At 55.4% G+C, this 23,165-nt stretch carries 24 protein-coding genes, 1 tRNA gene, 1 pseudogene and 1 riboswitch; of the genes and pseudogenes, 2 read left to right on the top strand and 24 right to left on the bottom strand.

Features of this window, described 5'->3' with window-relative positions; genetic code table 11:
* Positions 1-127: 127 nt before the first annotated feature.
* Together DWZ54_RS12080 and DWZ54_RS05880 are read right to left on the bottom strand one after the other, a co-directional pair.
* A complete protein-coding gene (locus DWZ54_RS12080; protein WP_255418108.1) occupies positions 128-256 on the bottom strand; it encodes a hypothetical protein in 129 nt (42 codons plus the stop codon).
* Positions 257-458: 202 nt separating this feature from the next.
* Positions 459-788 carry an HIRAN domain-containing protein gene (locus DWZ54_RS05880; protein ID WP_118016494.1) on the bottom strand — a complete coding sequence of 110 codons (330 nt, stop codon included), beginning with the start codon at positions 786-788 and terminating at the stop codon, positions 459-461.
* 139 nt (positions 789-927) lie between these two features.
* On the opposite strand from DWZ54_RS05880, the gene DWZ54_RS05875 reads away from it, so the two are divergent.
* Complete coding sequence (locus tag DWZ54_RS05875; protein ID WP_118474886.1) at positions 928-1,989, top strand: hypothetical protein; 1,062 nt, start codon at positions 928-930, stop codon at positions 1,987-1,989.
* A 16-nt stretch (positions 1,990-2,005) separates the two neighbouring features.
* Here DWZ54_RS05875 and DWZ54_RS05870 read toward each other — a convergent pair whose 3' ends face one another.
* The 5 genes from DWZ54_RS05870 to DWZ54_RS05850 form a co-directional block, all read right to left on the bottom strand.
* On the bottom strand, positions 2,006-3,103 hold the full coding sequence (locus DWZ54_RS05870; RefSeq protein WP_118474885.1) for a threonine synthase: 1,098 nt from the start codon (positions 3,101-3,103) through the stop codon (positions 2,006-2,008).
* Between the two features lie 12 nt (positions 3,104-3,115).
* Positions 3,116-3,505, bottom strand: a complete 390-nt coding sequence (locus tag DWZ54_RS05865; protein WP_118016498.1) for a RidA family protein — start codon at positions 3,503-3,505, stop codon at positions 3,116-3,118.
* Between the two features lie 54 nt (positions 3,506-3,559).
* The gene (locus DWZ54_RS05860) at positions 3,560-4,669 is read right to left on the bottom strand and encodes an alanine racemase (protein ID WP_118474884.1); all 1,110 of its coding nucleotides are present in this window, start codon (positions 4,667-4,669) and stop codon (positions 3,560-3,562) included.
* A 65-nt stretch (positions 4,670-4,734) separates the two neighbouring features.
* A complete protein-coding gene (locus DWZ54_RS05855; RefSeq protein WP_118474883.1) occupies positions 4,735-5,379 on the bottom strand; it encodes a transcriptional regulator in 645 nt (214 codons plus the stop codon).
* 197 nt (positions 5,380-5,576) lie between these two features.
* Positions 5,577-5,652 (bottom strand) — tRNA-Ala (locus tag DWZ54_RS05850).
* 239 nt (positions 5,653-5,891) lie between these two features.
* Here DWZ54_RS05850 and DWZ54_RS05845 point away from each other — a divergent pair.
* On the top strand, positions 5,892-6,956 hold the full coding sequence (locus DWZ54_RS05845; RefSeq protein ID WP_118474882.1) for an AI-2E family transporter: 1,065 nt from the start codon (positions 5,892-5,894) through the stop codon (positions 6,954-6,956).
* 74 nt (positions 6,957-7,030) lie between these two features.
* Here the strand turns inward: DWZ54_RS05845 and DWZ54_RS11850 are convergent, their stop codons facing one another.
* From DWZ54_RS11850 to DWZ54_RS05760, 17 genes and pseudogenes are all read right to left on the bottom strand, one after another.
* Positions 7,031-7,381: a YezD family protein gene (locus DWZ54_RS11850; RefSeq protein ID WP_158573624.1), complete on the bottom strand. Its 351-nt coding sequence runs from the start codon at positions 7,379-7,381 to the stop codon at positions 7,031-7,033.
* 244 nt (positions 7,382-7,625) lie between these two features.
* The gene (locus tag DWZ54_RS05835; protein ID WP_118016326.1) at positions 7,626-8,006 is read right to left on the bottom strand and encodes a universal stress protein; all 381 of its coding nucleotides are present in this window, start codon (positions 8,004-8,006) and stop codon (positions 7,626-7,628) included.
* A gap of 118 nt (positions 8,007-8,124) precedes the next feature.
* The gene (gene thiC, locus DWZ54_RS05830; RefSeq protein ID WP_118474881.1) at positions 8,125-9,432 is read right to left on the bottom strand and encodes a phosphomethylpyrimidine synthase ThiC; all 1,308 of its coding nucleotides are present in this window, start codon (positions 9,430-9,432) and stop codon (positions 8,125-8,127) included.
* A gap of 47 nt (positions 9,433-9,479) precedes the next feature.
* A riboswitch (TPP riboswitch) is annotated at positions 9,480-9,576 on the bottom strand.
* 91 nt (positions 9,577-9,667) lie between these two features.
* Positions 9,668-10,342, bottom strand: coding sequence for a Flp family type IVb pilin (locus DWZ54_RS11915; RefSeq protein ID WP_199663270.1), 675 nt, complete (start codon positions 10,340-10,342; stop codon positions 9,668-9,670).
* A gap of 162 nt (positions 10,343-10,504) precedes the next feature.
* Positions 10,505-10,735: a glutaredoxin domain-containing protein gene (locus tag DWZ54_RS05820; protein WP_118474880.1), complete on the bottom strand. Its 231-nt coding sequence runs from the start codon at positions 10,733-10,735 to the stop codon at positions 10,505-10,507.
* Between the two features lie 57 nt (positions 10,736-10,792).
* Positions 10,793-11,734, bottom strand: a pseudogene (locus tag DWZ54_RS05815) (NAD(P)/FAD-dependent oxidoreductase); the annotation flags it as partial.
* A gap of 100 nt (positions 11,735-11,834) precedes the next feature.
* Positions 11,835-12,482: an NAD(P)H-binding protein gene (locus DWZ54_RS05810; RefSeq protein ID WP_118474878.1), complete on the bottom strand. Its 648-nt coding sequence runs from the start codon at positions 12,480-12,482 to the stop codon at positions 11,835-11,837.
* A gap of 86 nt (positions 12,483-12,568) precedes the next feature.
* Positions 12,569-13,753, bottom strand: a complete 1,185-nt coding sequence (locus DWZ54_RS05805) for a pyridoxal phosphate-dependent aminotransferase (RefSeq protein ID WP_118474877.1) — start codon at positions 13,751-13,753, stop codon at positions 12,569-12,571.
* 164 nt (positions 13,754-13,917) lie between these two features.
* Positions 13,918-14,406, bottom strand: a complete 489-nt coding sequence (locus DWZ54_RS05800; protein ID WP_118016333.1) for an Lrp/AsnC family transcriptional regulator — start codon at positions 14,404-14,406, stop codon at positions 13,918-13,920.
* Between the two features lie 29 nt (positions 14,407-14,435).
* A complete protein-coding gene (locus DWZ54_RS05795; protein ID WP_118474876.1) occupies positions 14,436-14,894 on the bottom strand; it encodes an AsnC family transcriptional regulator in 459 nt (152 codons plus the stop codon).
* A gap of 100 nt (positions 14,895-14,994) precedes the next feature.
* A complete protein-coding gene (gene yihA, locus DWZ54_RS05790) occupies positions 14,995-15,633 on the bottom strand; it encodes a ribosome biogenesis GTP-binding protein YihA/YsxC (protein WP_118474875.1) in 639 nt (212 codons plus the stop codon).
* A 65-nt stretch (positions 15,634-15,698) separates the two neighbouring features.
* Positions 15,699-18,023: an endopeptidase La gene (gene lon, locus DWZ54_RS05785; RefSeq protein WP_118474874.1), complete on the bottom strand. Its 2,325-nt coding sequence runs from the start codon at positions 18,021-18,023 to the stop codon at positions 15,699-15,701.
* Between the two features lie 82 nt (positions 18,024-18,105).
* Positions 18,106-19,371, bottom strand: coding sequence for an ATP-dependent Clp protease ATP-binding subunit ClpX (gene clpX, locus DWZ54_RS05780; protein ID WP_118016337.1), 1,266 nt, complete (start codon positions 19,369-19,371; stop codon positions 18,106-18,108).
* 11 nt (positions 19,372-19,382) lie between these two features.
* Positions 19,383-19,994, bottom strand: coding sequence for an ATP-dependent Clp endopeptidase proteolytic subunit ClpP (gene clpP, locus DWZ54_RS05775; RefSeq protein ID WP_118016338.1), 612 nt, complete (start codon positions 19,992-19,994; stop codon positions 19,383-19,385).
* 25 nt (positions 19,995-20,019) lie between these two features.
* Entirely contained in the window at positions 20,020-21,309 is a 1,290-nt protein-coding gene (tig, locus tag DWZ54_RS05770; RefSeq protein WP_118016339.1) for a trigger factor, read from the bottom strand.
* 159 nt (positions 21,310-21,468) lie between these two features.
* Positions 21,469-22,071: a GerMN domain-containing protein gene (locus tag DWZ54_RS05765; RefSeq protein ID WP_118474873.1), complete on the bottom strand. Its 603-nt coding sequence runs from the start codon at positions 22,069-22,071 to the stop codon at positions 21,469-21,471.
* Between the two features lie 22 nt (positions 22,072-22,093).
* Positions 22,094-23,164: an N-acetylmuramoyl-L-alanine amidase gene (locus tag DWZ54_RS05760; RefSeq protein ID WP_233541635.1), complete on the bottom strand. Its 1,071-nt coding sequence runs from the start codon at positions 23,162-23,164 to the stop codon at positions 22,094-22,096.
* Between the last annotated feature and the right edge of the window lies 1 nt (position 23,165).

The raw sequence follows: 23,165 nt of genomic DNA, 5'->3' as shown, positions 1-23,165 counted from the left end.
TGTTCATCATCACTCCTTTGACAAGAACTCCTGTAATTTCATTGCCATTTATCATGATACTCCGTTCATAAGATAAAATGGTCGGTTCCAAGACGACATACCAGCCGCTTTTTATATTTGCCCCCTCTCAATCTGCCGTCTGCCAGTACTCCGGTCCCGGCCAGCCGTAGAACATCCGATGCTGCGTGGTAGAAGTACGGTCATAGACACCTTCCGGGATCATACCATACGCAGAAAGCGCCGAAGCAAACGGCACATAAAATGGCCCCTATTGGAATAACAAAACCTCTATTGTCTGTATCATAATATTCCCTCCAATAACTATTATTATACGATAGTTATTGGAGGGAATTAAATCAAAATATAAATATTCTTCTGATTATTCTTTATCTAGATGTTGAAAGCAGTAATGCCTACAATCATACTACCCTAATTTGTTGTTCATTCATCGGAGAAGGTCAATCCCGACCGAGCTCTTCCCTATGCAGAATGGACGCTTCATCAACTGCACACAGAACGCCTTCTGGCAGCACGTACAGGATGGTTCCGTTTGCCTCATCGCCGATTTTATCGTACAATCTGCCGGCACTCAGGCTTTTCCCCTGTATTGTATGAGGACTATTGGCGACATAGCCGACCTTGCCCAATCCCTCCATGCTTACGCAGATGGCTTCTGGATCGTATTCGTTGTCGGGTTCTTTTTTCAATGTGACTTTCATCTCCGGCTTCATGAATGCCGTGCCAAAGCGATATTTCGTTCCCGTAATGGTGAAATACAACTTGTCCATAAAAACACCTCCAACATCTTTTTCCTACCTGTATTTTAACACAGATTCGCAGCTTACGGCTTATAAAATCCATCATCCCTGCTGTTGTCGAATGGATGTGATATAATTGACGTATATTGGGATAAGGAAGTGTCTCCTCATGCTATCGAAAACAAAATGCGGCGCGCTGCTCTGCTGCAGCCTGCTGCTCAGCTCCCCCATGGCTTTGGCCAGGACGCAGACCATACAGGCGACGGGTGTCTACCAGATGGGCGAAAACGACAGCATCGCCGCAGCCAAGGAAGGCGCCCGCAAAGACGCCATGCGCAACGCTGCGGAACAAGCCGGTGTTTACGTGCGCTCTTACTCGAAAATCAGGAATCTGAAGCTGACGGATGATCAGGTGGAAGTCATCAGCATCCAGACCATGCAGGTCAAGGACTGCCAGTACACGCAGGATTACCGCAACAACACGCTCGTCATCCATGCGTCGATTGAGGCCACCATTGACGATGCGGATTTCCAGAAGCGCATCGACGCCAATGACAAGATTAAGGACCTCCAGACGCAGCTGGCACAGGAAAAGGAAAAGAACCGCGATAACCTGAACCGGAAAATGCAGAAATCCGGCAATGATCCCTATGCGTCGCTCCTCGTGAACGAGGAATTGCAGAAATTCCGCCAGAATCCGCAGTATGCCGCTGTAATCCACAAGGAATTCGCCGATTTTGCCAATCAGCGCAACGGCATTGTCCCGGCCGATATCTACGGACGCATGGCGCTGCTCGACCTGTACAACGGCTCCGCGCAGTTCCAGCGCGACCTGGACAAAGCCATGGAGATTGCGCCCAATGACCCCCTTTACTACACCATCGAGGCCTTGCAGACGCTTTCCACACGGGACTATTACGGCGCCGAGGCCCTGGCCGACCAGGCCTTGCGCCTGAACGGCCGTTACTGGCCTGCCTATTACGTGCGGTCCATCGCCAAAGGCTTCCGTGGTTCCACGCGCAAGGCCATTGCCGACTGCAACACAGCGCTCAAGCGCGGCGGCGAGAACTGCCGCTATGTCATGAATTATCGGGCCAAGCTCCAGCGCGTCTTCGCCGGCCGCCACGATTTCGTCGAATTCAACGATGACGATTTCCAGGAAGTCATTGAGGATACCATCAAGGGCTTCTACCACGACATGGAGCAGATAAAACTGCACAAGAAGCGGTAAACGCCCCCTATTTCCCTCAGCCATGATCCGATTTAAGCCCGGCGCCGCACATGGAAATCAGCACATCCGAAACTGGGCCATGCGCCCGGCAATACGCTTCATACCCCGCGTAAACGGCAGCCGTCGTGTGTTCACAGTAAATTCCCTGTCTGGCCAGCATGCTGCGCGCAGAAAGGATTTTTTCCTCGGGGATGGCCACGCCTTTGACACCATAACGATACGCATAGGATAAGATCTCAGTGCCGCGCATAGGCAGTCCAATCGCAATGCCTTCTGCCATGGTAGCAGCGGGCTTCTCCGGATGGATTTGCAGAGCATGTTGTTCCATGGCCTTGAGCAACGGCTGACAGCGCTCACTCTGAACAAGGTAAAGTTGTGGCATCTGCGCAATGACTCCGCTTTGCAATAGATGTTCCAGCCCTTTGACAATGCCCAGGAACAAGGTACCATTGCCCACTGGAATAAAAATATGTTTGGGGATACGATGCAGCTGCTCGTATGTTTCGTAGATATATGTCTTGGTTCCTTCATAAAAAAACGGGTTATATACATGATTCGCATAATAAAGGTGTTCCTCGCGCGCTGTTGTGCGGCAAACATCTGCACAGTGATCGCGATTTCCTGGAATGATATGTGCCGTTGCCCCATGTGCCTCAATCATACGGATTTTTTTATCTGATGTCCCTTCCGGCACAAAAATATCACAGGCAATGCCGGCTCTCCCACAGTAAGCGGCTACGCTATTGCCCGCATTGCCACTGCTATCCTGAATCACGCGCTTGACGCCGATGGATTTGGCATGGGCAATCAGTACCGCAGCACCGCGATCCTTGAAGGAAAGCGTCGGCATGAAGTAGTCCATCTTGAGCCAAACACCATCCCGGAACGGTATAATCGGCGTCATACCCTCTCCTAAAGTAATGTCCCGCCAGGTATCATCTGCCATGGCCATGAACTTCCGATAACGGAATATGCTCCAGGTATCCCGGTCAACCTCCGCCAAAGAAAATTTAGGTGGTGTGTAGGATAGTTCCCAAAGTCCGCCACAATCACATTTGGGTTTACGAGTATCCGTGTCTTCTTCGTGTCCGCAGACCGTACAAACGAATTTCATCACTAACCCTCCTCAACGATTTTCATCAGGTAGTTCCGCCATGGCTTCAATCTCGACAAGCGCACCAAAATGGAGCGTGCGGGTAGGAACCACGACGCGGGCCGGCATATGCGAGCCAAAGAAATCCGCATAAACAGCGTTGACCTGGTCCCACAGTGATATATCTGCCAGATAAATCCGGCAAAGACCTACATCTTCTTTACTGCATCCGGCGCGTTCCAATACGGCTTCCACATGCTGCAAGGCACATTTTGTCTGGGCCTGCACGTCTCCTGCCACCACACGCCCTGTTGCCGGCTCAAGCGGCAGTTGCCCGGACACATATAAGATGTTGTTCATGATGACACCAGGAGAATAATGACCTTTATTCCTAGAACCCTCAGGCTTTTCAATAAATTTCATGATATTGACCTCCGTTACCATGATCCACGCTTGCTTTATTCTGCCAGCTTGGGGTTACTGGATTTTTCCACGGCAGGAAATGGGCAGGATTGCTTTGACCTCCTCACCATCAAGCAAGGCCGCTTCATCGTATAGATTGCAGACTGGACAGATATGGACGGGAATGATGCGTACCTTGTCGCCAATCTCGACACGATCATGAAAATCACGATTGAGGATGATGGCATGTTCATCAAACAAAGCATCAATGGAAACCTCGGGGTATTCATACAGGATCCCCATGCCTTTCGTGGAACAGATTCCCTCAGTGCGCGTTTCCTTTGTCAACCCCTTGGCACCAACATCCAAGATAGTGCGTACAGCCGTCGGCTTGCTTATTACGGTAGCCAGCACGGTCGCCGCACAACGCGACCAGTCCTGGATCGCATTTCCCTGCGCTGCATCCATCAAGACATATGTGCCAGGACGAAGTTCGGTAATGCCGGGCAGGATATCAATATGATTCATGAACGTCGGCGTCGCACCGTAGCTGACGACCTCGCAATCCATGCCCTGTTCATGCGCCAGATCGGCAAAATACACCGTCCGCTTCTGCGCGCTTGCCGCTAGTGCCTTACATTCGTCCAGGTCTTTTGCCCGATACGTATTGCCATCATGAGAAAACAGCCCTTTAAACCGAATATGCGGACAAGAGCGGATGGTGGCCAGCAGAGCCAGAAAATCCTTGTCATCGATAATCCCAGAACGTTCTTCTCCGACCTCTATCTCGATTTGAACGGAAACCGTCACACCGGCTTCTGCAAAGACAGCTTCTGCTCCGGTCACCTGACAAGGCGCATCTACTCCAAAAGAAATCTGGCATCCTGCTTTCGCCAGTGCTGCAATACGCTTCCATTTCAGCACGCCCACGATTTCGTTGGCAATCAGGATATCGCGCAAGCCGGCCTTCGCCATTTCTTCCGCTTCCCCCACTTTTGCCACAGCAATGCCGCAAGCCCCCTGCTCCATCTGCATCTGCGCAATGGCCGGCATCTTATGCGTTTTTGTATGCGGACGTAAGTTCACATGATGTTCATCGGCATACGCCTGCATATCCGCTAGATTTTTGCGCAATTTCTGCTCATCAATAAGCAAGGACGGAGTATCCAGATCGGTATAATACATAAAGCAGCCCTCCTGATAGAAAAAAATATTTTATATATAAAATATTATATAGCAAAGGTAAAAATTTAACGCCCTGCGGTCTGTTCTTTTTTGCGAAGTTCGTCTAGGTAGCTGTAAACCGTGACTTTCGTGATGCCCAGACGCTTGGCGACCTGCTCGATACTGCCCTTCACCTGAAAGATGCCTCGCTTCTGCATAAAGCGTATCTTCTCCATTCGTTCTTCCCTTGTCAGCAATCTCACATCGCAGCCAGCGAGGATATTATCCACGAGCGACATGACCATATCCTCGACCCGGCTGACTTTTTTGTCGTCATGTGCAGCCGAAGGTGCCGGCGGTGCGGGCATCAAGGACTGCAAGAACGCAATCTGCTGCTGGATCTTTGTCGTGTCCAGATTGATGCACATGGCTCCAATCAGACAGTCCTCGTCATCGCGAATGAACAGCGAAGACGAACGGATCAAATGGCCATGCTTATGAAAATAATCATTGACTGCATAATCCTGTTCGGGACCGTCCGCCTGCATGACCTCTCGCACCAGGTGCTCAATCCCCTGTCCGATACAGCGTCCCGTCACCTGGCCATTGGCTACATAAACCACCGAATGTTCCGGAACGGCAAGATCATGTAAAACAACTTCACAATCCTCCCCAAATGTAGAGGCCAGCATATCAGCCAGGGGAATATATCGTTTCAACAACGGATGCATGGCATTCACCTTCCTTTTCCTCTTCCTGTTTTATTATATAATATTTTATTCAAACAATCAATTTGTATAAAAATTTATATGTCAATTGTAATCCTATCCATATTCGCGCTGTACCTTTTTGCAAAGTATAATGCAAAGCAGCACAAAAATAGGACTGGTTCGAATCATTAAGATTCTTTCCAGTCCTTTGCTTTCAATGGTGGAGACAAGGAGGATCGAACTCCTGACCTCTTGCATGCCATGCAAGCGCTCTCCCAGCTGAGCTATGCCCCCGAAGGTGTTTTGTTTGTCGTTTCGCTTAACGACAGATATTATTATACGGTACTATGCGGATATTGTCAACACACTTTTTAAAAATAAATTCATTTTTTCACCCGCTTCTGCCATGCGGCATTTCCCCTGCTTTTACCCAAGGTGACGATGTGATATAATTTTGATGGACTCATCTTGCGGCCCCGCACAGCGGCCGCCCATCCATCTGCTGATACCGTATTTAAAAAAGGAACTGTACTATGCACCTAAAGACTTATCGAACATCCATCCTGCTGGGCATCACCTTCACGATCCTTCTGTCTACGTTCTGGTTCCTGCCGCAGCTCGCCTTCATCATCTTTATCTCGATGCTCCTGCAGCTTCTCCTGACGCCGCTCGTCGACCGGCTCGAGCATAAACTGAACCGCGGGCTTGCGGCAGCCATTGTGCTCATCGGCTTCGTGCTGGTGGCCGCCGGGCTGCTCGTGCTGGTGTCGAGCACTTTCATCCCGACGTTTACACGCTTCGTCACCGATTTCCCACAGATCACCGAAAAGCTGCAGGAAGCACCATTCCTGCAGAACAATGCCTATCTGACGAATGAGCTCGACCAGCTCTGGGAGGAGCTCAAGACAGCGAGTGTCGATGCCCTGAAGTCCTCGCTGACCATCTTGCTGTCGATCTTCAATAAATTCATCGACATGGTCATCATCTTCTTCGTGACGTTCTACCTGCTGAAGGACGGCGACGACATCAAGGCGTACTGCGCGAGTCTGTTCCCACGGCGCGATTACAGCCGCGTGCTCGCGCTCTTCAACCGCATCCTGTCCTCGCTGCGCATCTACATCTGCAGCCAGCTCGTCATCTGCTCCATCACGGCCACGATTGTCCTGATTTATTACACTGCGCGCGACCTGCCGTATGCGTCGGTCTTCGCCATGGTGTCGGGCATCAGCGAATTCGTTCCGGTGCTCGGCCCGACTGTCGCTTCGGCCTTCGGTGTCCTGCTGACGGCCACGGTCGATCCCTGGATTGCCATCCAGACGGCCGGCTTCTACCTGATCCTGACGCAGCTCAACCACAACATCGTCTATCCGACGCTCATCGGCAAGTCGCTCGACCTGCATCCCGTGGCTATCATCCTCGGCATCGTGCTCGGCGGTGAGCTGCTCGGCCCGGCCGGCATGTTCCTCGCCGTACCATTCATCGTCATCTGCAAGCTTGTCATTGAGGATATCTACAAGGACCGCCAGGAAACCCAGAAACGCCTCAAGACGTCGCGCTGGCTCAGCAAGACGCACGGCGACGACAGCACTAAAAACTGAAACGGAACCGTCTCATACGAAAAAAGGACTGCCATGCCGCAGTCCTTTTTATGATTTTGGAAAACCAGCCGGCCTCAGATGCCTTCGCCGTCGAGACCTGTGAAGCGCTGCTTCTCCGTGCGTTCGATCTGCAGCAGCCGCCCATGACGGATGACGAGCACGAGCTTGCCGTACTGTAGCAGGCCGAATTCCTTGCGGATACGAGCGGCAATCTCCTGCAGGGCCGCCGGCGAATACGGGCACGTCCCTGCGCCGGCGTCCTGCCAGCAATCGAGGCGCCGTTTCTCATTCCACTCCACCTGCATGAGCACGCCATCCTGAGCCACGAGGATGATTTCCCCGTAACAGATGTTCCTGAGTCCATGAAGGATGTATTCCATAGCAAGCGCTGGGATTTCCCCCGGCTGCAGTTTACGGCCTGCCATTCTGATCGCCTCTTCTTTCTATCGGTGATTAAAACATACTAAACAAGTATGTTTAACTATAATATATTTATGATACTATAGGAAAATCCGTTTGTCAAGAACTGCCCTTTACAAAAACCGTTAGAAACATATACATACAGCGACTGTGCCCCCTTTTTGTGCATAAAAAAAGACTGCCGCACGAAACACGAATGCTTCGTGCGGCAGCCCTATGCCCCATACATGGATGCCGGCTGTCACAAACTCATTTGATGACCATGACCGGGATTGGCGATTCTTCGACGACCTTCTGACTGACGCTGCCGATCAGCGCGCCTTTGAACAGCCCCAGGCCGCGGCTGCCCATGATGATGAGGTCGCTGTGCTCCTCACCTGCCACGCGCAGGATGGCCTTCGGGATATTGCCCGTCTCGACATGCTTCGAGGCCTTGATGTCATCCGGCAGTTTCTCCCAGATGCGGTCGAAGACGATATGACTCGGGATGTCCTTATTGATGTTGCTGGCTACATAGACAAAGTCGAGATCTGCCTTGCACTTCTCCGCAAAGAAGATTGCCTCATCTACTGCTTTGCAGCCATTGACCGAACCATCAACCGGTACAAGGATTTTCTGTATCTTCCCCATAATAAAACCTCCAATCTAGGTTTGATTTCATTTTACAAGGAATATTTCGAGCCAGAGCGGTCAAAATCCTTCTTCCTGCCGATGTTTTTTGCAGAATTTCCTGAAAAGCTCCGCTTGCTCAGTCCTGGCACGGGCAGTCCGGCTTGTCAAAATACTTGTTGATGATCTCCACGGCACAGTAATCGCCGCACATCGAGCAGGCGCCTTCATCAGCCGGATTGCGCGCACCGCGTTTCTTCTTGGCAAGGTCCGGGTCGATGGCGAGTTCCATCTGACGGTTCCAGTCGAGCACCTTGCGGGCCTTTGCCATCTCGCGGTCCCATTCACGCGCACCGGGCACGCCGCGCACGAGGTCAGCAGCATGTGCGGCGATGCGCGTCGTGATGACGCCAGCATGGACATCCTCAATCGTCGGCAGGGCCAGATGCTCCGCCGGCGTCACATAGCAGAGGAAATCCGCGCCCGAAACGGCTGCGAGCGTGCCGCCGATGGCTGCGGTGATGTGGTCGTAGCCCGGCGCAATATCCGTGACGAGGGGGCCGAGGACGTAGAACGGCGCATGACGGCAGAGGCGTTTCTCCAGCTTCATGTTCGCCTCAATCTGGTCGTAGGGAACATGGCCCGGCCCCTCGACCATGACCTGGACGCCGCGCTTCCAGGCGCGGTCGACGAGCTCGCCGAGCGTGATGAGCTCCGTGAGCTGGCCGCGGTCCGTAGCATCGGCCGTGCAGCCCGGACGCATGCCGTCGCCTAGGCTGATAGTCACATCGTATTTCTCGCAGATGTCGAGGATATCGTCGTAATGCTCGTAGAGCGGGTTCTCCATCTCGTTGTGGAGCATCCAGCCGGCGATGAAGGAGCCGCCGCGGCTCACGATGTCCATGATGCGGCCCTGGCGGCGCATGCGCTCGATGGCGCTGCGCGTGACGCCGCAGTGGAGCGTCATGAAGTCCGCGCCGTCCTTGGCCTGCTGCTCGATCGTCTCGAGGATGTCGTCATCCGTCATCTCGACAACGGCGCCGTGTTCACGGATGGAGCGCACCGTTGCCTGATAGAGCGGCACGGTGCCGACCATGATGGGTGAATGCTCGATGATGCGCTGGCGCGAAAGGTCGATGTTGTTGCCCGTCGAGAGGTCCATGACGGCATCGGCGCCGCAGCGTACGGCTTCGTCAAGCTTCTCGAGTTCCGGCTCGATGTCCGGGAAGGTGCTCGACGTGCCGATATTGGCGTTGACCTTGACGCGCAGGCCCTCGCCGACGCCGCGCGGGCGCAGGTTCTTGTGGTTGATGTTGGCGCAGATGGCAATCGTGCCGTTGGCCACGCGTTCGCGGATGGTTTCCACCGGAATCTTCTCTTCCTCGGCCACGATCTTCATGGCATCGGTGATGCGGCCTTCACGGGCCTGCTGCATTTGTGTCGACATGGCTATTCCTCCTAAAAATAAAAGCCGCCCGGCGTACCGGACGGCAAAATTTGCTTTTGTCACTTCCCTACGCAGGTATTACCCCAACAGGTTCCAAGGGTCGGAAAATCCTCTCAGCCGCAAGCGGCTCCCCTAGTGAAATCGTCATATTGTGTTTGTTCTTGTTTATTGTAGCAAAAGGGTGAAAAAATAGCAAGCACTTCCTGTTATCATTATGTTGCGGATAAACAGGAGTTTATTTCGTCCAGGTATCCTCCCACACCTTCAAGGGTGTACCATCCATTCGGTTGCCTGTATTCATGCTGCTGGTATTGGTATAATCTATACCGCTCTGCTTTTGATTTTGAACCGTAGAAGCATCGCCACGATAATAATACGATGTATAGGAACCATTGCCGTTCGATACGATACGGACACCGGCCCAGCCGCTTTCCTGCTCGATGTTCATTTCGTACATCTTGAGTGAAGTTGACTGCCAGAGGCCTTCAAATCCGCCTGCAGCCATATAATCCTTCCCTTTGACCTTTACCGAAGACGACTTTCCTGGAGATGCTGCGCTTGAACCGCCATCGACATAATTCCCCTTTTTATTTTTGTCTTGCTGAACATCAATCTCAATCCATGCCCCTGAGTCCATCACGATATTGCCATTCTTGATGGCTTCGCGCAAAGCCTTGTCCAAGCGGTCCTGGATGCGCTGCTGTTTGGCTTCGTTGGAGCCATTGATTGCATTGCTGATGACTTCCGATACCTGGAAGTACGCCTCCCCAATGGCATCCGCCAGGCCGCCGTTGGCAAAGATTGCCGCGGCCACGCCGACCACGAAGGCCAGTATCAGCGCATACTCGACAATGCCCTGAGCCGCCTGGTCCCGGAGCTTCCTGCCAAGTCCCCTGAAAATCCTGCTCATATCCTCTACCTCTATCGTCTTGCTCATCTTGCCATGGAGCAAATGTTTTCGCTTTCGTAACGCTCTATCCATTATACGGTATCCGAACATCTTTTGCACTGAAAATTTTGAGCATCAGAAAAACCGGCTGACGAGCAGCCGGTGACAGGAAGAGATATGGTATCAGAGTCCGAGCAGGGCATCGAGCTTGGCTTTATCAAAGCTCACGACGAAATCCTTGCCGTTGACGGTCGTGACCGGCACGACGAGGTCGCCGGAGATCTTGTAGCATTCATCGCGGTCCTTGTCGCTGAGCTCGATGTTGTGCTCCTCAAACTCCACATGACGGGATTTGAGATATTTCTTGACCTTATCGCACCAGGGGCAGGTCGTGATCGAATAAACTTTTACCATAAGAGAACACTCCTTATCAGAAATCAAATCGTTTTACATGGAGGGACGGGAAACGGCTCAGTCCTCAAGCTGACGAATGTAGCGTTCGGCCAGCAGGGCAGCTGTCGTGCCGTCGGCTGCGGCCGTTGTGAGCTGGCGGATTTCCTTCTCGCGCACATCGCCGGCAGCGAAGACGCCCGGGATTTCCGTGCGGCAGTCCTCGCCGGCAGGGATGCGGCCGCTCTCCGTCAGGCGAATCTGCCCGCGGAAGAGTTCGGTATTCGGCACGACGCCGATGTTGACAAAAATCGCATCGGCCGGCAGTTCCTCGCTCTTGCCCGTATCTTTGTGCAGGACCTGAATGGCCTCGAGGCGGTTCTCACCGGCAAGCGCCGTGATTTCCGTCTGCAGCATGACCGTGACGGCAGGATTGGCATAAAGGCGTTTCTGGGACACTTCATCAGCCCGGAGATCCGAGCGGTGGATGAGATAGAGCTTCTTCGCATAGCGCGTCAGGTAGTTGGCCGCGTCGACGGCTGCATTGCCGCCACCCATGACGACGATCACCTTGTCCTGATACATATGGCCGTCGCAGAGTTCGCAGTAATGGATGCCGCGATCCTCATAGCGTGCAGCCTCCGGCAGCGGCATCTTGCGGCGCTTCATGCCCGTGGCCAGGATGACCGTTTTGGTCTCGTAGATATGTTCTTCCGTCTCGACGATCTTGGGGACGGCCGTGAGATCCACGCGCTTCACGAGGTCAAATTCATCGACCACAACGCCGACGGCCTCGGCCTGTGCCTGTACCGTCGCCATGAGGTCACCGCCCTTGACGCTCATGAAGCCCGGATAGTTCTCAATGCCTGCGGCATTGGCGATCTGCCCGCCCACAAGCTCATTCTCGAGCACGATCGTGCTGAGATTCGAGCGGCCTGCGTAGAGCGCCGCCGTCAGCCCGGCCATGCCCGCACCGATGATTACTACGTCTTTTGCTACCGTTTCCTTTGCCATTTCAATCCCTCCCGCTGTCGCGTTCCTTGCTTTGTTGACTTCATTGTATCAGAAAGACCACTTTGTCTCCGTTACTCGGTCACAAAGTGGTCAAAAAATCAAAATGGAATCAGGCAAAGGAGCGAATTTCCTGCCCGGTGATGCGCTGCACGCCCTGTTTCTCTTCGGCGCCAACATTGGCCATGCACGAAGCGACGACTTTCGTCGAGATGGGCGCCATGTTCTTCACGAGGCCAATGGCATTCAGGACCTGGATGGCCTTGACGGAAACCGTCTCCATGAGCCGCTTGGCATGCTTGCGGATGAGCGACGGCGGCTCGATGATCGTGAGCGCCGAAAATCCCAGGGCCTCCATATCGCGTTCCACTTCGCCCTTGAGCCGCAGGTAGAAGAAGCGCGAGGACGGGTCCGCGCCGACCGAAGAGACGAGCACCATATGTGCGATGCCGTATTTTTTGGCAAAACGCGCGAACATCATCTGGTAGTCGTAGTCCACATGGCGCTGCGCTGCCGTCGAGCCCGCCTGCTTGCGCGAGGTGCCGAGCGCCGAGAAGATGACGTCGCCTTTGACGAGGTCCTGCCAGCCTTCAGGCTTCTCAAAATCCACCACGTAGGAACGGAGCTTGTGGGCGGGGTCTTCCGCCCGTACTTCACGGCGCGTAAAGGTGCGCACCTCATCGTAACGTTTGTCCCGGAGCAGGAGATCCAGAAGGTCCCTGCCTACGGCGCCGGTCGCGCCGACAATGACTGCTTTCATCTATCGATTCTCCTCATAAAAAGCCGGCACAGGGGCGTGCCGGCTTTTTCATATGTCCAATGGTTATCTGGGTATCGCAGCCGCCATCAGCGGTATTCAGCGGCCAGCTTCTTGAAGAGCGGCAGCGAACGCTCGATCGTTGAAGTCTTGATGCAGTATGCCGCGCGGAAATAGCCGGGGCAGCCGAAGTCCGTGCCCGGCACGAGTAGGAGGTCATATTTTTTCGCGCGCTCACAGAAGGCGTAATCATCCTCTTCGAGGGCCTTCGGGAACAGGTAGAAGGCACCCTGCGGCTTCACGCACGTAAAACCGGCATCGATGAGGCCCTGATAGAGCAGTTGGCCATTCTTGACGTACGTCGAGATATCCGACGGCTGGCCGGCGCAGCGTGCAACGACGAGCTGCCAGAGTGACGGCGCATTGACGTGCGTCAGCACGCGGGCGGCACCGGCGATGGCACCGTAGACGGCGCCGAAATCGGCAACCTCGTCCGGCACAACGATGTAGCCGATGCGTTCACCCGGCAGCGAGAACGACTTGCTGTACGAATAGCAGACGAGCGTATTCTTGTAATACTTCGGGATGTACGGCACCGTATAGCCCTCATAGGCAATCTCGCGGTACGGTTCATCGGAGATGATGAAAATCGGATGACCGTATTCCTGCTCTTTGGCTGCGAGAATCTCAGACAGGCGCTGAATCGTCGCCTCGGAGTAAACGGCACCGCTTGGGTTGTTCGGCGAATTGACGATGACGGCCTTCGTGTGCGGCGTCAGGCGCTTTTCGAATTCATCGAAGCGAATCTGGAAGTCATCGACCTTCGCCGGCACAACGACAAGCTTGCCGCCCACGGATTCCACGAAACAGCGGTATTCCGGGAAGAACGGCGCAAACGTGATGAATTCGTCGCCTTCCTCGCAAAGAGCCTTGAAGCAGATTGTGATGGCCGCTGCCGCGCCGGCCGTCAGGAAGAGATTGTGCCCGTCGAACTTCGTGCCGAAACGCTCGTTGATGCTCTTGGCCAGCGCTTCCCGAGCCTGCGGGTTGCCCGGTGCGATCGTGTATCCGTGCACGGCCTCCGGCGGCATGTTCGTCAGAATGTCGATGGCCGCCTCCTTGACGTATTCCGGCGTTGGCACATTCGGATTGCCCAGACTGAAGTCAAAGATATTCTCCTCGCCGACCTCAGCAGCCCGCTTGCGGCCGAATTCAAAGATTGTACGGATGGTCGATTTCTTCGTCCCCAGTTCATACATCTTTTCCGATACCATAATATTACCACCTTTATGCGTATTCCAATTCATGATAGACATTGCTCTTTTCAGTCAGAACATATTTTACATTTTAACACATCGTTGTCATAAAAAAAAGGAGAATGTGCCGATGACCGGCAGCATTCCCGTATAAAAGAGTAAAGCATATGGTTATGAGAGCATTAATCCGTAAAATAACGCATCGAAGTCTTCTTCCACTCCTTCTTGGAGTAGAGCATCGCACGCTTCGTCACGCCCGTTTCTTCCGACAGGCGCTTGACGATGGCTTCACATTCCTCGCGGCTGTGGCCATGGACCATCGTGTAGAGGTTGTAGGGCCAGTCCGGCGCCGTATTGCGGTCGTAGCAATGGGATACGGACGGGCTCTTCGCCATCTTTGCCGCGACCTCATCGAGGCGTTCAGGCGGCTCGACCTGCCAGGCCACGAGGACATTTGACGCAAAGCCGACCTCGCGGTGACGCAGGACAGCGCCCATCTTGCGGATCTTGTGTTCCGCCTCGAGCACCCTGATGCGCTCGAGGAAAAGCTCCTCGGAGATGCCGATGGAGTCGGCCAGCGCCTTGTAGGGTTCCGCCACGAGCGGGAACTCCCCCTGCAGGGCACGGACAATCTGCTTGTCCAATTCTGTCATTGCAACATCTTCTGCCATGATTTGACCCGATTCCTTCCTCGTCTGCATCAAGCCAGCTTGAACTGGACATTGATCTTGTACTTCTTGTTGGCCTTGAGGTTCAGCATGCCGTGAACACCGGGCAGGGCCCGGACTTCCGACAGGATCCTCTGCTCGCGGTCCATGCCCGGCGTCAGGAGCGTGAACCAGAGGTTGTAGCGGCCCTCGCGCTCGTAATTATGCGTGGCGCCGGGGTAACGGTTGATGGCCTCAGCCACCGCCTCCATGCAGGACGGATCGACGCGCAGGGCGACGAGCGTCCCCTTGTAGCCCAGCTGATTGGAATTGAAGAAGGTGCCGATGCGGCGCAGATACCCTTCCTTCTTTAAATGGTTCAGCCGCTCGATGACGACCTGTTCCTCCGTGCCCAGCTTTTCCGCCAGGGCCGCGAAGGGACGGCTGCAGACGGGCAGATTCCCCTGCAGCTGATTGAGTAATGCTTTGTCAAATGACGTCAGCTCTGTCATGACGCTTCTCTCCCTTGATACTCCTGCTCGGTACAGGATACACGACGATGCGGCCCGTTCTCCTGCTCGAAAACTGAACCGCATTCACAATTTTGTACCTTTATTGTACCAGAACATCGCGTATAACGTCAAGTAAATCTGAACGCCCTTCATTTTTCAGGGAAGAATACGGCAGGATGGAGAGCTCCTTGACGCCAAGTGTCCGGCGAATGGCCGCGATCTGCTTCTGACGTGCGTTCTTGCCGATCTTGTCGGCCTTGGTCGCCACGATGAGCACGGGGATGTTGTGCGCGACGAGCCACTCAAACATCTCGATATCGGAAGCCATCGGATCGTGGCGGATATCGATGAGCTGGCAGACAAACTGCAGGCGCGGCGAGGTCAGCAGGTATTCATTGATGAATTTCGCCCAGATCTTGCGACGTTCCTTGCCCGTCTTGGCGTAGCCGTAACCCGGCAGGTCGACGAGATAGAAAGCCTTGCGCTCCTCCTCCCCATCGAGCTTGGCCGTCAGCTCAAAGAAATTGATGGTCTGCGTCTTGCCCGGCTGTCCCGAGACGCGTGCGAGCCCCCGCACGCGCGTCAGCGAGTTGATGAGCGAGGATTTGCCGACGTTCGAACGACCGATGAAGACGATTTCCGGCAGTTCCTTTTCAGGATACTGCTCCTTCTTGACGGCAGAGGCCACATACTTGCCCTGCGTGATGATGACGGATTCCTTGGCAGATTCCTTTTCCATATCTGTCACTTCCTTTCCTCTAAAAAGCCCTCTCCGCAGCGGCGGAGAAGGCTCTCTTCACTTCTTTACTTCTTTGCTTCTTCCGGACAGAGCGCCGTCTTCAGCACCTCGTCCATATGCTCGACAGGCACGAACTCAAGTTTTGTACGGACATTCTCAGGGATGTCCTCGAGGTCGCGTTCGTTCTCCTTCGGCAGGATGATGGTCTTCATGCCCTCGCGATAAGCAGCCAGCACCTTTTCCTTGAGGCCGCCGATGGGCAGCACATTGCCGCGCAGCGTAATCTCGCCTGTCATGGCGACATCGCTGCGGACCTTGCGGCCCGTCAGGGCCGAGATCATGGCCGTCGCCATCGTGATGCCGGCCGATGGGCCATCCTTCGGCACGGCACCCTCCGGCAGATGGATGTGGATATCATCCTTCTCGTAGAAATCCGGCTTGAGGCCGAGTTTCGCCGCGCGGCTGCGGATGTAGGAGAGGCCGGCCTGTGCCGATTCCTGCATGACATCGCCGAGCTGGCCCGTGAGGATCAGCTTGCCCTTGCCCGGCAGCACCGTCACCTCAGTCGGCAGGATGTCGCCGCCGACCTCCGTCCAGGCCATGCCCGTCGCCACGCCGACCTGCGGCTTCTTCTCGGCCTTCGTCTCGAGGAATTTGATGCGGCCGAGGAAATCCGTGAGGTTCTTCTTCGTCACCTGGATTGGCGTCTTCTGCCCCTCGACGATCCTGCGGGCGGATTTGCGGCAGACCTGGCCGATGAGGCGTTCGAGCTCGCGCACGCCCGATTCACGCGTGTAGCCTTCGATGATGGCCTGCAGGACGCCGGCTCCGAAGTGGATGTCCTTGCCCGAAAGGCCGTTTTCGCGGCGCTGGCGTGCGACGAGGTAGCGCTTGGCAATCTCGAGCTTCTCGTATTCCGTATAGCTCGACAGCATGATGATTTCCATGCGGTCGCGCAGCGGACGCGGTATATTGCCGAGGTCGTTGGCCGTGACGATCCAGAAGACCTTGGAGAGGTCAAACGGGATGTCGATGTAGTGATCGCTGAAGGTCGAATTCTGCGCGGGGTCGAGCACTTCCAGCAGGGCCGACGACGGATCGCCGTTGTAATCCATGACGAGCTTATCGACTTCATCGAGCAGGAAGACCGGATTGCGCGTGCCGGCCGTGCGGATGCCCTCGATGATGCGCCCAGGCATGGCACCGATGTAGGTGCGGCGATGCCCGCGAATCTCAGCCTCATCGCGCACGCCGCCGAGTGAGGCGCGGATGAACTTGCGGCCGGTCGCCCGGGCCACCGAGGCGGCCAGCGAGGTCTTGCCGACGCCCGGCGGGCCGACGAGGCAGAGGATGGGTGCGCTCTTGTCCTTGGCGAGCTGATGGACAGCCAAGTAATCGAGGATGCGGTCCTTGACCTTCTTGAGGCCGTAATGGTCGTGGTCGAGGATCTTCGAGGCTTTCTCGATATTGACATTGTCGCGCGATTCCTTCTCCCAGGGCAGTTCGAGCAGCCATTCGACGTAGTTGCGGATCACGCTCGTCTCAGCGTTCATGTTGTTCATGCCCTCGAGACGGTGCAGCTCCTTCTCGACGGCCTCGTGCACGCGCTCCGGGTAATGGCCCTTCTTGAGCGTTTCGCGATAGGCGTCGACTTCGTCTTCCATGTCATTCGGCTCACCGAGTTCCTTGCGGATGGCCTTGATCTGTTCGCGCAGGTAGTAATCGCGCTGGACTTTATCCATCTGCTTGCGCACCTGGACGTTGATCTTCATCTCCATGCGCAGGATCACGAGTTCACGCGCGAGGACCTCGTAGAGCTTTTCAAGGCGTGCCTTGACGTCGATGCAGGAGAGCAGTTCCTGGCGCGTCTCGAGCTTGAGGTTCAGGTGGCTGGCGATGAGATCGGCCAGGCGGCCGGCGTCGTCGATGATGGCGACGGAGACGAGCGTCTCTTCCGGGATCTTCTTCGAGAGCTTGACCCATTCCTCGAATTCATGCACGACGGCCCGCGTCAGGGCCTCCATCTGCATCGAGGAGTCGATCGGGTCCGTGTAGACCTCGACCTCGACTTCATCATACTGCTTCTGCTGGCGGTAGGTGATGATGCGCGCACGCTTCTCACCCTCGACGAGCACGCGGATCGTGCCGCCCGGCAGCTTGATGAGCTGACGGACCTCCGCTACCGTGCCGACCTCGTAGAGGTCTTCGCGCACCGGCAGGTCCGTATCGGCGTCAATCTGTGCCGACAGCATGATCTTGCGGTCCTCGACCATGGCCTGCTCGAGGGCTGCCATGGAACGCTCGCGCCCAACGTCCAGATGGATGATCATATAGGGAAATACCATCATGCCCCGCAGCGGGAGCAGTGGCAGGGTTTTCATCTCAGGCATATTACCCCTCCCTTTCCTGTGTTGTCAAAAATCTATAAAATACAAGGCGCTGCCGCAGCAGCGCCTTGTCTATGTGATCTGCTCAAGCAGATACTTCCTTGCCGTCCTTGGCCTTCTTGTCGATGGTCAAGACCGGGTCTTTCTTTGTCGTGACGACATCCTTCGTCACCCGGCAGGACGTCACACCTTCAATCGAAGGGACCTCATACATCACATTGCGCATGATGCCTTCGATGATGGAACGCAGGCCGCGGGCCCCCGTCTTGCGCTTGAGTGCCTCTTTGGCAATCTGACGCAGGGCATCATCGTCGAATGTCAGCTTGACGCCGTCCATCTCCAGCAGCTTTTGATACTGCTTGACGAGCGCGTTTTTCGGCTCGGTCAGGATGTTGACCAGCGCCTGTTCATCGAGCGCATCGAGCGTCACGACGACCGGCAGGCGGCCGATGAACTCCGGAATGAGCCCGCATTTCAAGAGGTCTTCCGGCAGCACCTTGCGCAGCGTGTCGCCGATGTTCCTCTGACGCTTCGACTTGATGGGAGCGCCAAAGCCCATCTGTTTCTGTCCGAGACGCGATTCGATGATCTTGTCGATGCCGTCAAAAGCACCGCCGCAGATGAACAGGATGTTCGTCGTATCGATCTGGATGAGCTCCTGATGCGGATGCTTGCGGCCGCCCTGCGGCGGAACCGAAGCCGTCGTGCCTTCGAGGATCTTCAGGAGTGCCTGCTGGACACCTTCGCCCGAAACATCACGGGTGATTGAAGGATTCTCGGATTTACGCGCGATCTTGTCGATCTCATCGATGTAGATGATGCCGCGTTCGGCCTTCTCCACATCGTAATCGGCTGCCTGAATGAGCTTCAGGAGGATGTTCTCGACATCCTCTCCGACATAGCCGGCCTCCGTGAGTGCCGTGGCGTCCGCGATGGCGAACGGCACATTCAGGATGCGCGCGAGGGACTGGGCGAGCAGCGTCTTGCCGCTGCCGGTCGGGCCGAGCATCAGGATGTTCGACTTGGCGAGTTCCACATCCTCACTCTTGCCCTGTCCCATGTTGATGCGCTTGTAGTGGTTGTACACCGCGACGGAGAGCGTCTTTTTCGCTTCGTCCTGGCCGATGACGTACTGGTCCAGTATGGCGCGGATATCCTTCGGTTTCGGGACGTCCTTGAGTTCTACCTCCACATCGTCACTGAACTCTTCCTCGATGATTTCGTTGCAGAGTTCGATGCATTCATCGCAGATGTAGACGCCGGGACCGGCCACCAGCTTGCGCACCTGATCCTGGGTTTTGCCACAGAAGGAGCATTTGAGCTGACCTTTGTCATCCCCAAACTTCAACATGACATCACCTCTTACGCCTTGGCATCCGATTTCTTCGTCTTTTTCGGACGGGCAATCACTTCGTCGACCAGGCCATAGGCTTTTGCTTCCTGAGCCGTCATGAAGTTGTCGCGTTCCGTATCCTGCACGACCTGCTCACGATCCTTGCCCGTGGCATCGACGAGGATATCGTTGATGACTTCACGGATGCGCTGGATTTCGCGGGCCTGGATCTGGATGTCCGTGGACTGGCCCTGTGCGCCGCCGAGCGGCTGATGGATCATGATGCGCGCATTCGGCAGGGCATAGCGCTTGCCCTTGGCGCCGGCCGTCAGGAGCAGTGCGCCCATGCTGGCCGCCTGGCCGATGCAGATGGTCGATACATCCGGCTTGATGTACTGCATCGTGTCGAAAATGGCAAGGCCTGCCGTCACGACGCCGCCGGGACTGTTGATGTACAGATGGATGTCCTTGTCCGGGTCTTCCGACTCGAGGAACAGCAGCTGTGCCACCACCGTGTTGGCGACGGCATCGTCGATGGGGCCGCCCAGGAAGATGATACGATCCTTCAAAAGACGCGAGTAAATGTCATACGCGCGCTCTCCCGTGTTGGAGCGCTCAACTACCATTGGTACGTAACTCATAGGAATCCTCCCTTATCAGGGATGCTTACTCAGCGATGTTATCGATGATGAACTGTGCCGTCTTCTTGCGGAGGACGGAAGCAGCCAGATCGCCAATGCGTCCCTGCTCCTTGATGATCTTCTGGACCTGCTTCGGCGTAGCGCCATAGGCAGCAGCCATAGCGGCAACCTCAGCATCCAGATCCTTTGCTTCTACTTTGATGTTCTCAGCCTTGGCAACTTCTTCGAGCATGAGATCCGTCTTGACGTTCTTCTCTGCTGTCTCGCGATACTGCTCGCGGAGCTTGGCGATATCCGTGCCAGCATACTGCAGGTACTGCTCGAACTTCATGCCCTGCTGCTCGAGGCGCATGGCCATTTCCTGGATCATGGCCGTCACGCGGTTGTCGATCATGACAGCCGGGATGTCAACCGTGATGTTGTTCGTAGCCATCTCGATGGCAGCACTCTTCTGATCGTTCTCAGCCGTGCGCTCAGCATTCTCCGTCAGGTTCTTGCGGATGTCAGCCTTGAGCTCATCGAGCGTCTGGAACGTGCTGACCTTCTTGGCGAGCTCGTCATCGATGGCCGGCAGCTCTTTCGTCTTGATGCTGCGGATCGTGCACTCGAACTTGGCATCCTTGCCAGCGAGTTCCTTTGCATGGTACTCTTCCGGGAACTTGACGTTCACTTCGCGCTCTTCGCCGATCTTGGCACCGATGAGCTGATCCTCGAAGCCCGGGATGAAGCTGTTGGAACCGATCTGCAGCGGATAATCCTTGCCTTCGCCGCCGGCAAAAGCCTCACCATCAACGAAGCCCTTGAAGTCGAGCGTCGTGAAGTCGCCGCTCTTGACCTCAGCGCCTTCCGGAGCATCGACGAGCTTACCCTGACGATCCTGGAACGTCTTGAGCTGCTTCTCGACATCCTCGTCCGTGATGTTGACTTCAGCCTTCTCTACCTTCAGGCCTTTGTACTCGCCGAGCTTGACCTCAGGACGCGGCGTAACCGTAGCCTTGAAGACGAGATCCTTGCCCTCTTCGAGCGTCACGATGTCGATGTTCGGGCGCGTAACCGGCTCGATCTTCTGCTCATCGAGTGCTTCCTGGAAAGCCTTCGGAGCAATGATGTCAAATGCTTCCTGCATGACGGCTTCCTTGCCAACGTGGCGCTCTACGATCATGCGCGGAGCCTTGCCTTTGCGGAAACCCGGGATGCTCACACGGTTAGCGAGGCGCTTGCAAGCCTGATCTGCGGCCTTCTCTACCTTTGCTGCTTCTACTTCAATCGTCAGAGTAACCTGCTGGTTCTCTCCATTTTCAACCGTAACTTTCATTGTCTGAAATGACCTCCTGTATATCTGATTGCATAGATATTGGCCGATTCCGGCTATTCCAGCCTCAAAACATGCCATATGGATTTTATCATAACACAAAGTGCGCAGAAATACAAGGTTTCCCGCGCACTTGCAAGGTAAAAAGTCAAAAAATCAATATCACTTGAGCAAATCGTTCATGCGTGAAAGCGGCTGGCTGAGATCCATATGGCCAGCAAGTGTTTCCACGGGTTTACCCGCCACGAGAATCTGCACCTTCTTGACTTCGGGGAACTCCGTCAGCGTATCGACCACGGAGCCGACAAGCATCGTCTCGCCCGTGGAGCCGCCCACGAAATTCTTGACGATTTCCTGGCTGAAGTCCACTTTCGCAACGCCGTTTTCCACCTTGACGCTGCGCAGCTTCGCCTGCTTCGGGATGATGGCCGTCTGCCCCTTCTCCTTCGTGCCCTCGAGCAGCGAGTTCATGGCTGCCGTGTACTTGTCGGTCTTGCCGACCGTTACCTGGCGCTTCACGGCAATGAGCTTCGTGCCCTGCTCATTCGGGTAGTAAACTTTGATGTCAAGCTTCTCTTCCTTCGCGCCGGAAGAAGCAGACGAGGACGACTTCGGGTTGCCTGCCGTCGCGCTGCTCTCCGACCGCGCGGCTGACGAAGAACCGTCATCTGCTCCCCTGGTGCTTGAGGAATTGCAGCCGGCAAGCAGGAGCAGCATGCCCGCGGCCACGGCCAGCAGTGCATAGCGCAGATAGTGTTTCATCATGAATTCATCTCCTTATGATTGCTCAACGTCCCTCAAAATAACGGCCGAGTGCCCTGGCAATCGCCTTGGCAAGCTTTGCCTGATACGACGCATTGGCAAGCAGCGCCTCCTCATGGTCATTGGTGATGAAGCCGAGTTCCACGAGCGAAGCCGGCATGCTCGAATGCTTGATGACGTAGAAATTCGCCGTCTTGACGCCGCGGTTCAGAAGGCCGCCCGCCTGCTCGAGCTCCTCATTGAGGAGCGTGGCGAGGCGCTCGCCCTTCGATGAGCCGCTGTAATAATACGTTTCCATGCCATGCGCAGCCGGATTCGAGAAGGCATTGCAGTGGATGGAGAGGAAGAGCTCCGCACCCGGCGTGTATTCACCGACGTTGACACGGGCCTGGAGTTCCTGGCGGTCGCTGGCGTACGGGCCGTAAACGTCGCGGTCACTCGTGCGCGTCATCGTGACGCGGGCACCCGAGTTCTCGAGGATGGCATCGACCTTCTGCGCGACGCTCAGCGTCACCGAGGCCTCCGTGACACCGGTCGGGCCGACGGCACCCGTATCGCTGCCGCCGTGGCCCGGGTCGAGCACGATGACATGGCCGCGCACGCCGTCAACCTTGTCGGACGACGCGGCACGGCTCTGCGGGAAGATATCGATAACGAGACGGTTCGGCTTGCGTGCCTTGCGGTCTGCCGCTTCCTCATGGATCTTGTACGTGCCGTCGAGCACGGGATTCGTGAAGTCGATGCGGACCTGCGTGCGGCGCGATTCCAGCTCGTCGATGTGGATGGACTTCGCGAGCTTGCTCTTGACCTTGTAATCGCTCTTGACCGTTCCCGGTTCCGTATTCTTGAGATCCAGGATCAGCTGCTTCTGCAGATACGTTTTCGTACTCGTCGTGTAGGAAATATTCGGGTTATCAAAGCCGAGCTCGATGCGCAGGGCTTTTTCCCCATCCACGGTCGTTTCCGAAGTCTTGACGCTCTGCATGGTATGGACGGGTTCGCGGCGGGCGGCTTCGCCCATCTGCGGCACGAGCATGACGAGACACGCCACCCCCAGGAGCAGCAGTCCGCAAACATGGGATAACTTGGTAAACAAA

Source organism: Mitsuokella sp. AF33-22 (genome assembly GCF_003475755.1).
Taxonomy (GTDB): Bacteria; Bacillota; Negativicutes; order Selenomonadales; family Selenomonadaceae; genus Mitsuokella.
Note: the sequence above shows the minus strand (reverse complement) of the source record. Positions and strands in the feature narration are given on the sequence as shown.

Coding starts and splice junctions, on each gene's coding strand:
- DWZ54_RS05880 (WP_118016494.1), bottom strand. CDS start 788: ATGGACAAGTTGTATTTCACCATTACGGGAACGAAATATCGCTTTGGC.
- DWZ54_RS05875 (WP_118474886.1), top strand. CDS start 928: ATGCTATCGAAAACAAAATGCGGCGCGCTGCTCTGCTGCAGCCTGCTG.
- DWZ54_RS05870 (WP_118474885.1), bottom strand. CDS start 3,103: ATGAAATTCGTTTGTACGGTCTGCGGACACGAAGAAGACACGGATACT.
- DWZ54_RS05865 (WP_118016498.1), bottom strand. CDS start 3,505: ATGAAATTTATTGAAAAGCCTGAGGGTTCTAGGAATAAAGGTCATTAT.
- DWZ54_RS05860 (WP_118474884.1), bottom strand. CDS start 4,669: ATGTATTATACCGATCTGGATACTCCGTCCTTGCTTATTGATGAGCAG.
- DWZ54_RS05855 (WP_118474883.1), bottom strand. CDS start 5,379: ATGCATCCGTTGTTGAAACGATATATTCCCCTGGCTGATATGCTGGCC.
- DWZ54_RS05845 (WP_118474882.1), top strand. CDS start 5,892: ATGCACCTAAAGACTTATCGAACATCCATCCTGCTGGGCATCACCTTC.
- DWZ54_RS11850 (WP_158573624.1), bottom strand. CDS start 7,381: ATGGCAGGCCGTAAACTGCAGCCGGGGGAAATCCCAGCGCTTGCTATG.
- DWZ54_RS05835 (WP_118016326.1), bottom strand. CDS start 8,006: ATGGGGAAGATACAGAAAATCCTTGTACCGGTTGATGGTTCGGTCAAT.
- thiC (WP_118474881.1), bottom strand. CDS start 9,432: ATGTCGACACAAATGCAGCAGGCCCGTGAAGGCCGCATCACCGATGCC.
- DWZ54_RS11915 (WP_199663270.1), bottom strand. CDS start 10,342: ATGAGCAGGATTTTCAGGGGACTTGGCAGGAAGCTCCGGGACCAGGCG.
- DWZ54_RS05820 (WP_118474880.1), bottom strand. CDS start 10,735: ATGGTAAAAGTTTATTCGATCACGACCTGCCCCTGGTGCGATAAGGTC.
- DWZ54_RS05810 (WP_118474878.1), bottom strand. CDS start 12,482: ATGAAAGCAGTCATTGTCGGCGCGACCGGCGCCGTAGGCAGGGACCTT.
- DWZ54_RS05805 (WP_118474877.1), bottom strand. CDS start 13,753: ATGGTATCGGAAAAGATGTATGAACTGGGGACGAAGAAATCGACCATC.
- DWZ54_RS05800 (WP_118016333.1), bottom strand. CDS start 14,406: ATGGCAGAAGATGTTGCAATGACAGAATTGGACAAGCAGATTGTCCGT.
- DWZ54_RS05795 (WP_118474876.1), bottom strand. CDS start 14,894: ATGACAGAGCTGACGTCATTTGACAAAGCATTACTCAATCAGCTGCAG.
- yihA (WP_118474875.1), bottom strand. CDS start 15,633: ATGGAAAAGGAATCTGCCAAGGAATCCGTCATCATCACGCAGGGCAAG.
- lon (WP_118474874.1), bottom strand. CDS start 18,023: ATGCCTGAGATGAAAACCCTGCCACTGCTCCCGCTGCGGGGCATGATG.
- clpX (WP_118016337.1), bottom strand. CDS start 19,371: ATGTTGAAGTTTGGGGATGACAAAGGTCAGCTCAAATGCTCCTTCTGT.
- clpP (WP_118016338.1), bottom strand. CDS start 19,994: ATGAGTTACGTACCAATGGTAGTTGAGCGCTCCAACACGGGAGAGCGC.
- tig (WP_118016339.1), bottom strand. CDS start 21,309: ATGAAAGTTACGGTTGAAAATGGAGAGAACCAGCAGGTTACTCTGACG.
- DWZ54_RS05765 (WP_118474873.1), bottom strand. CDS start 22,071: ATGATGAAACACTATCTGCGCTATGCACTGCTGGCCGTGGCCGCGGGC.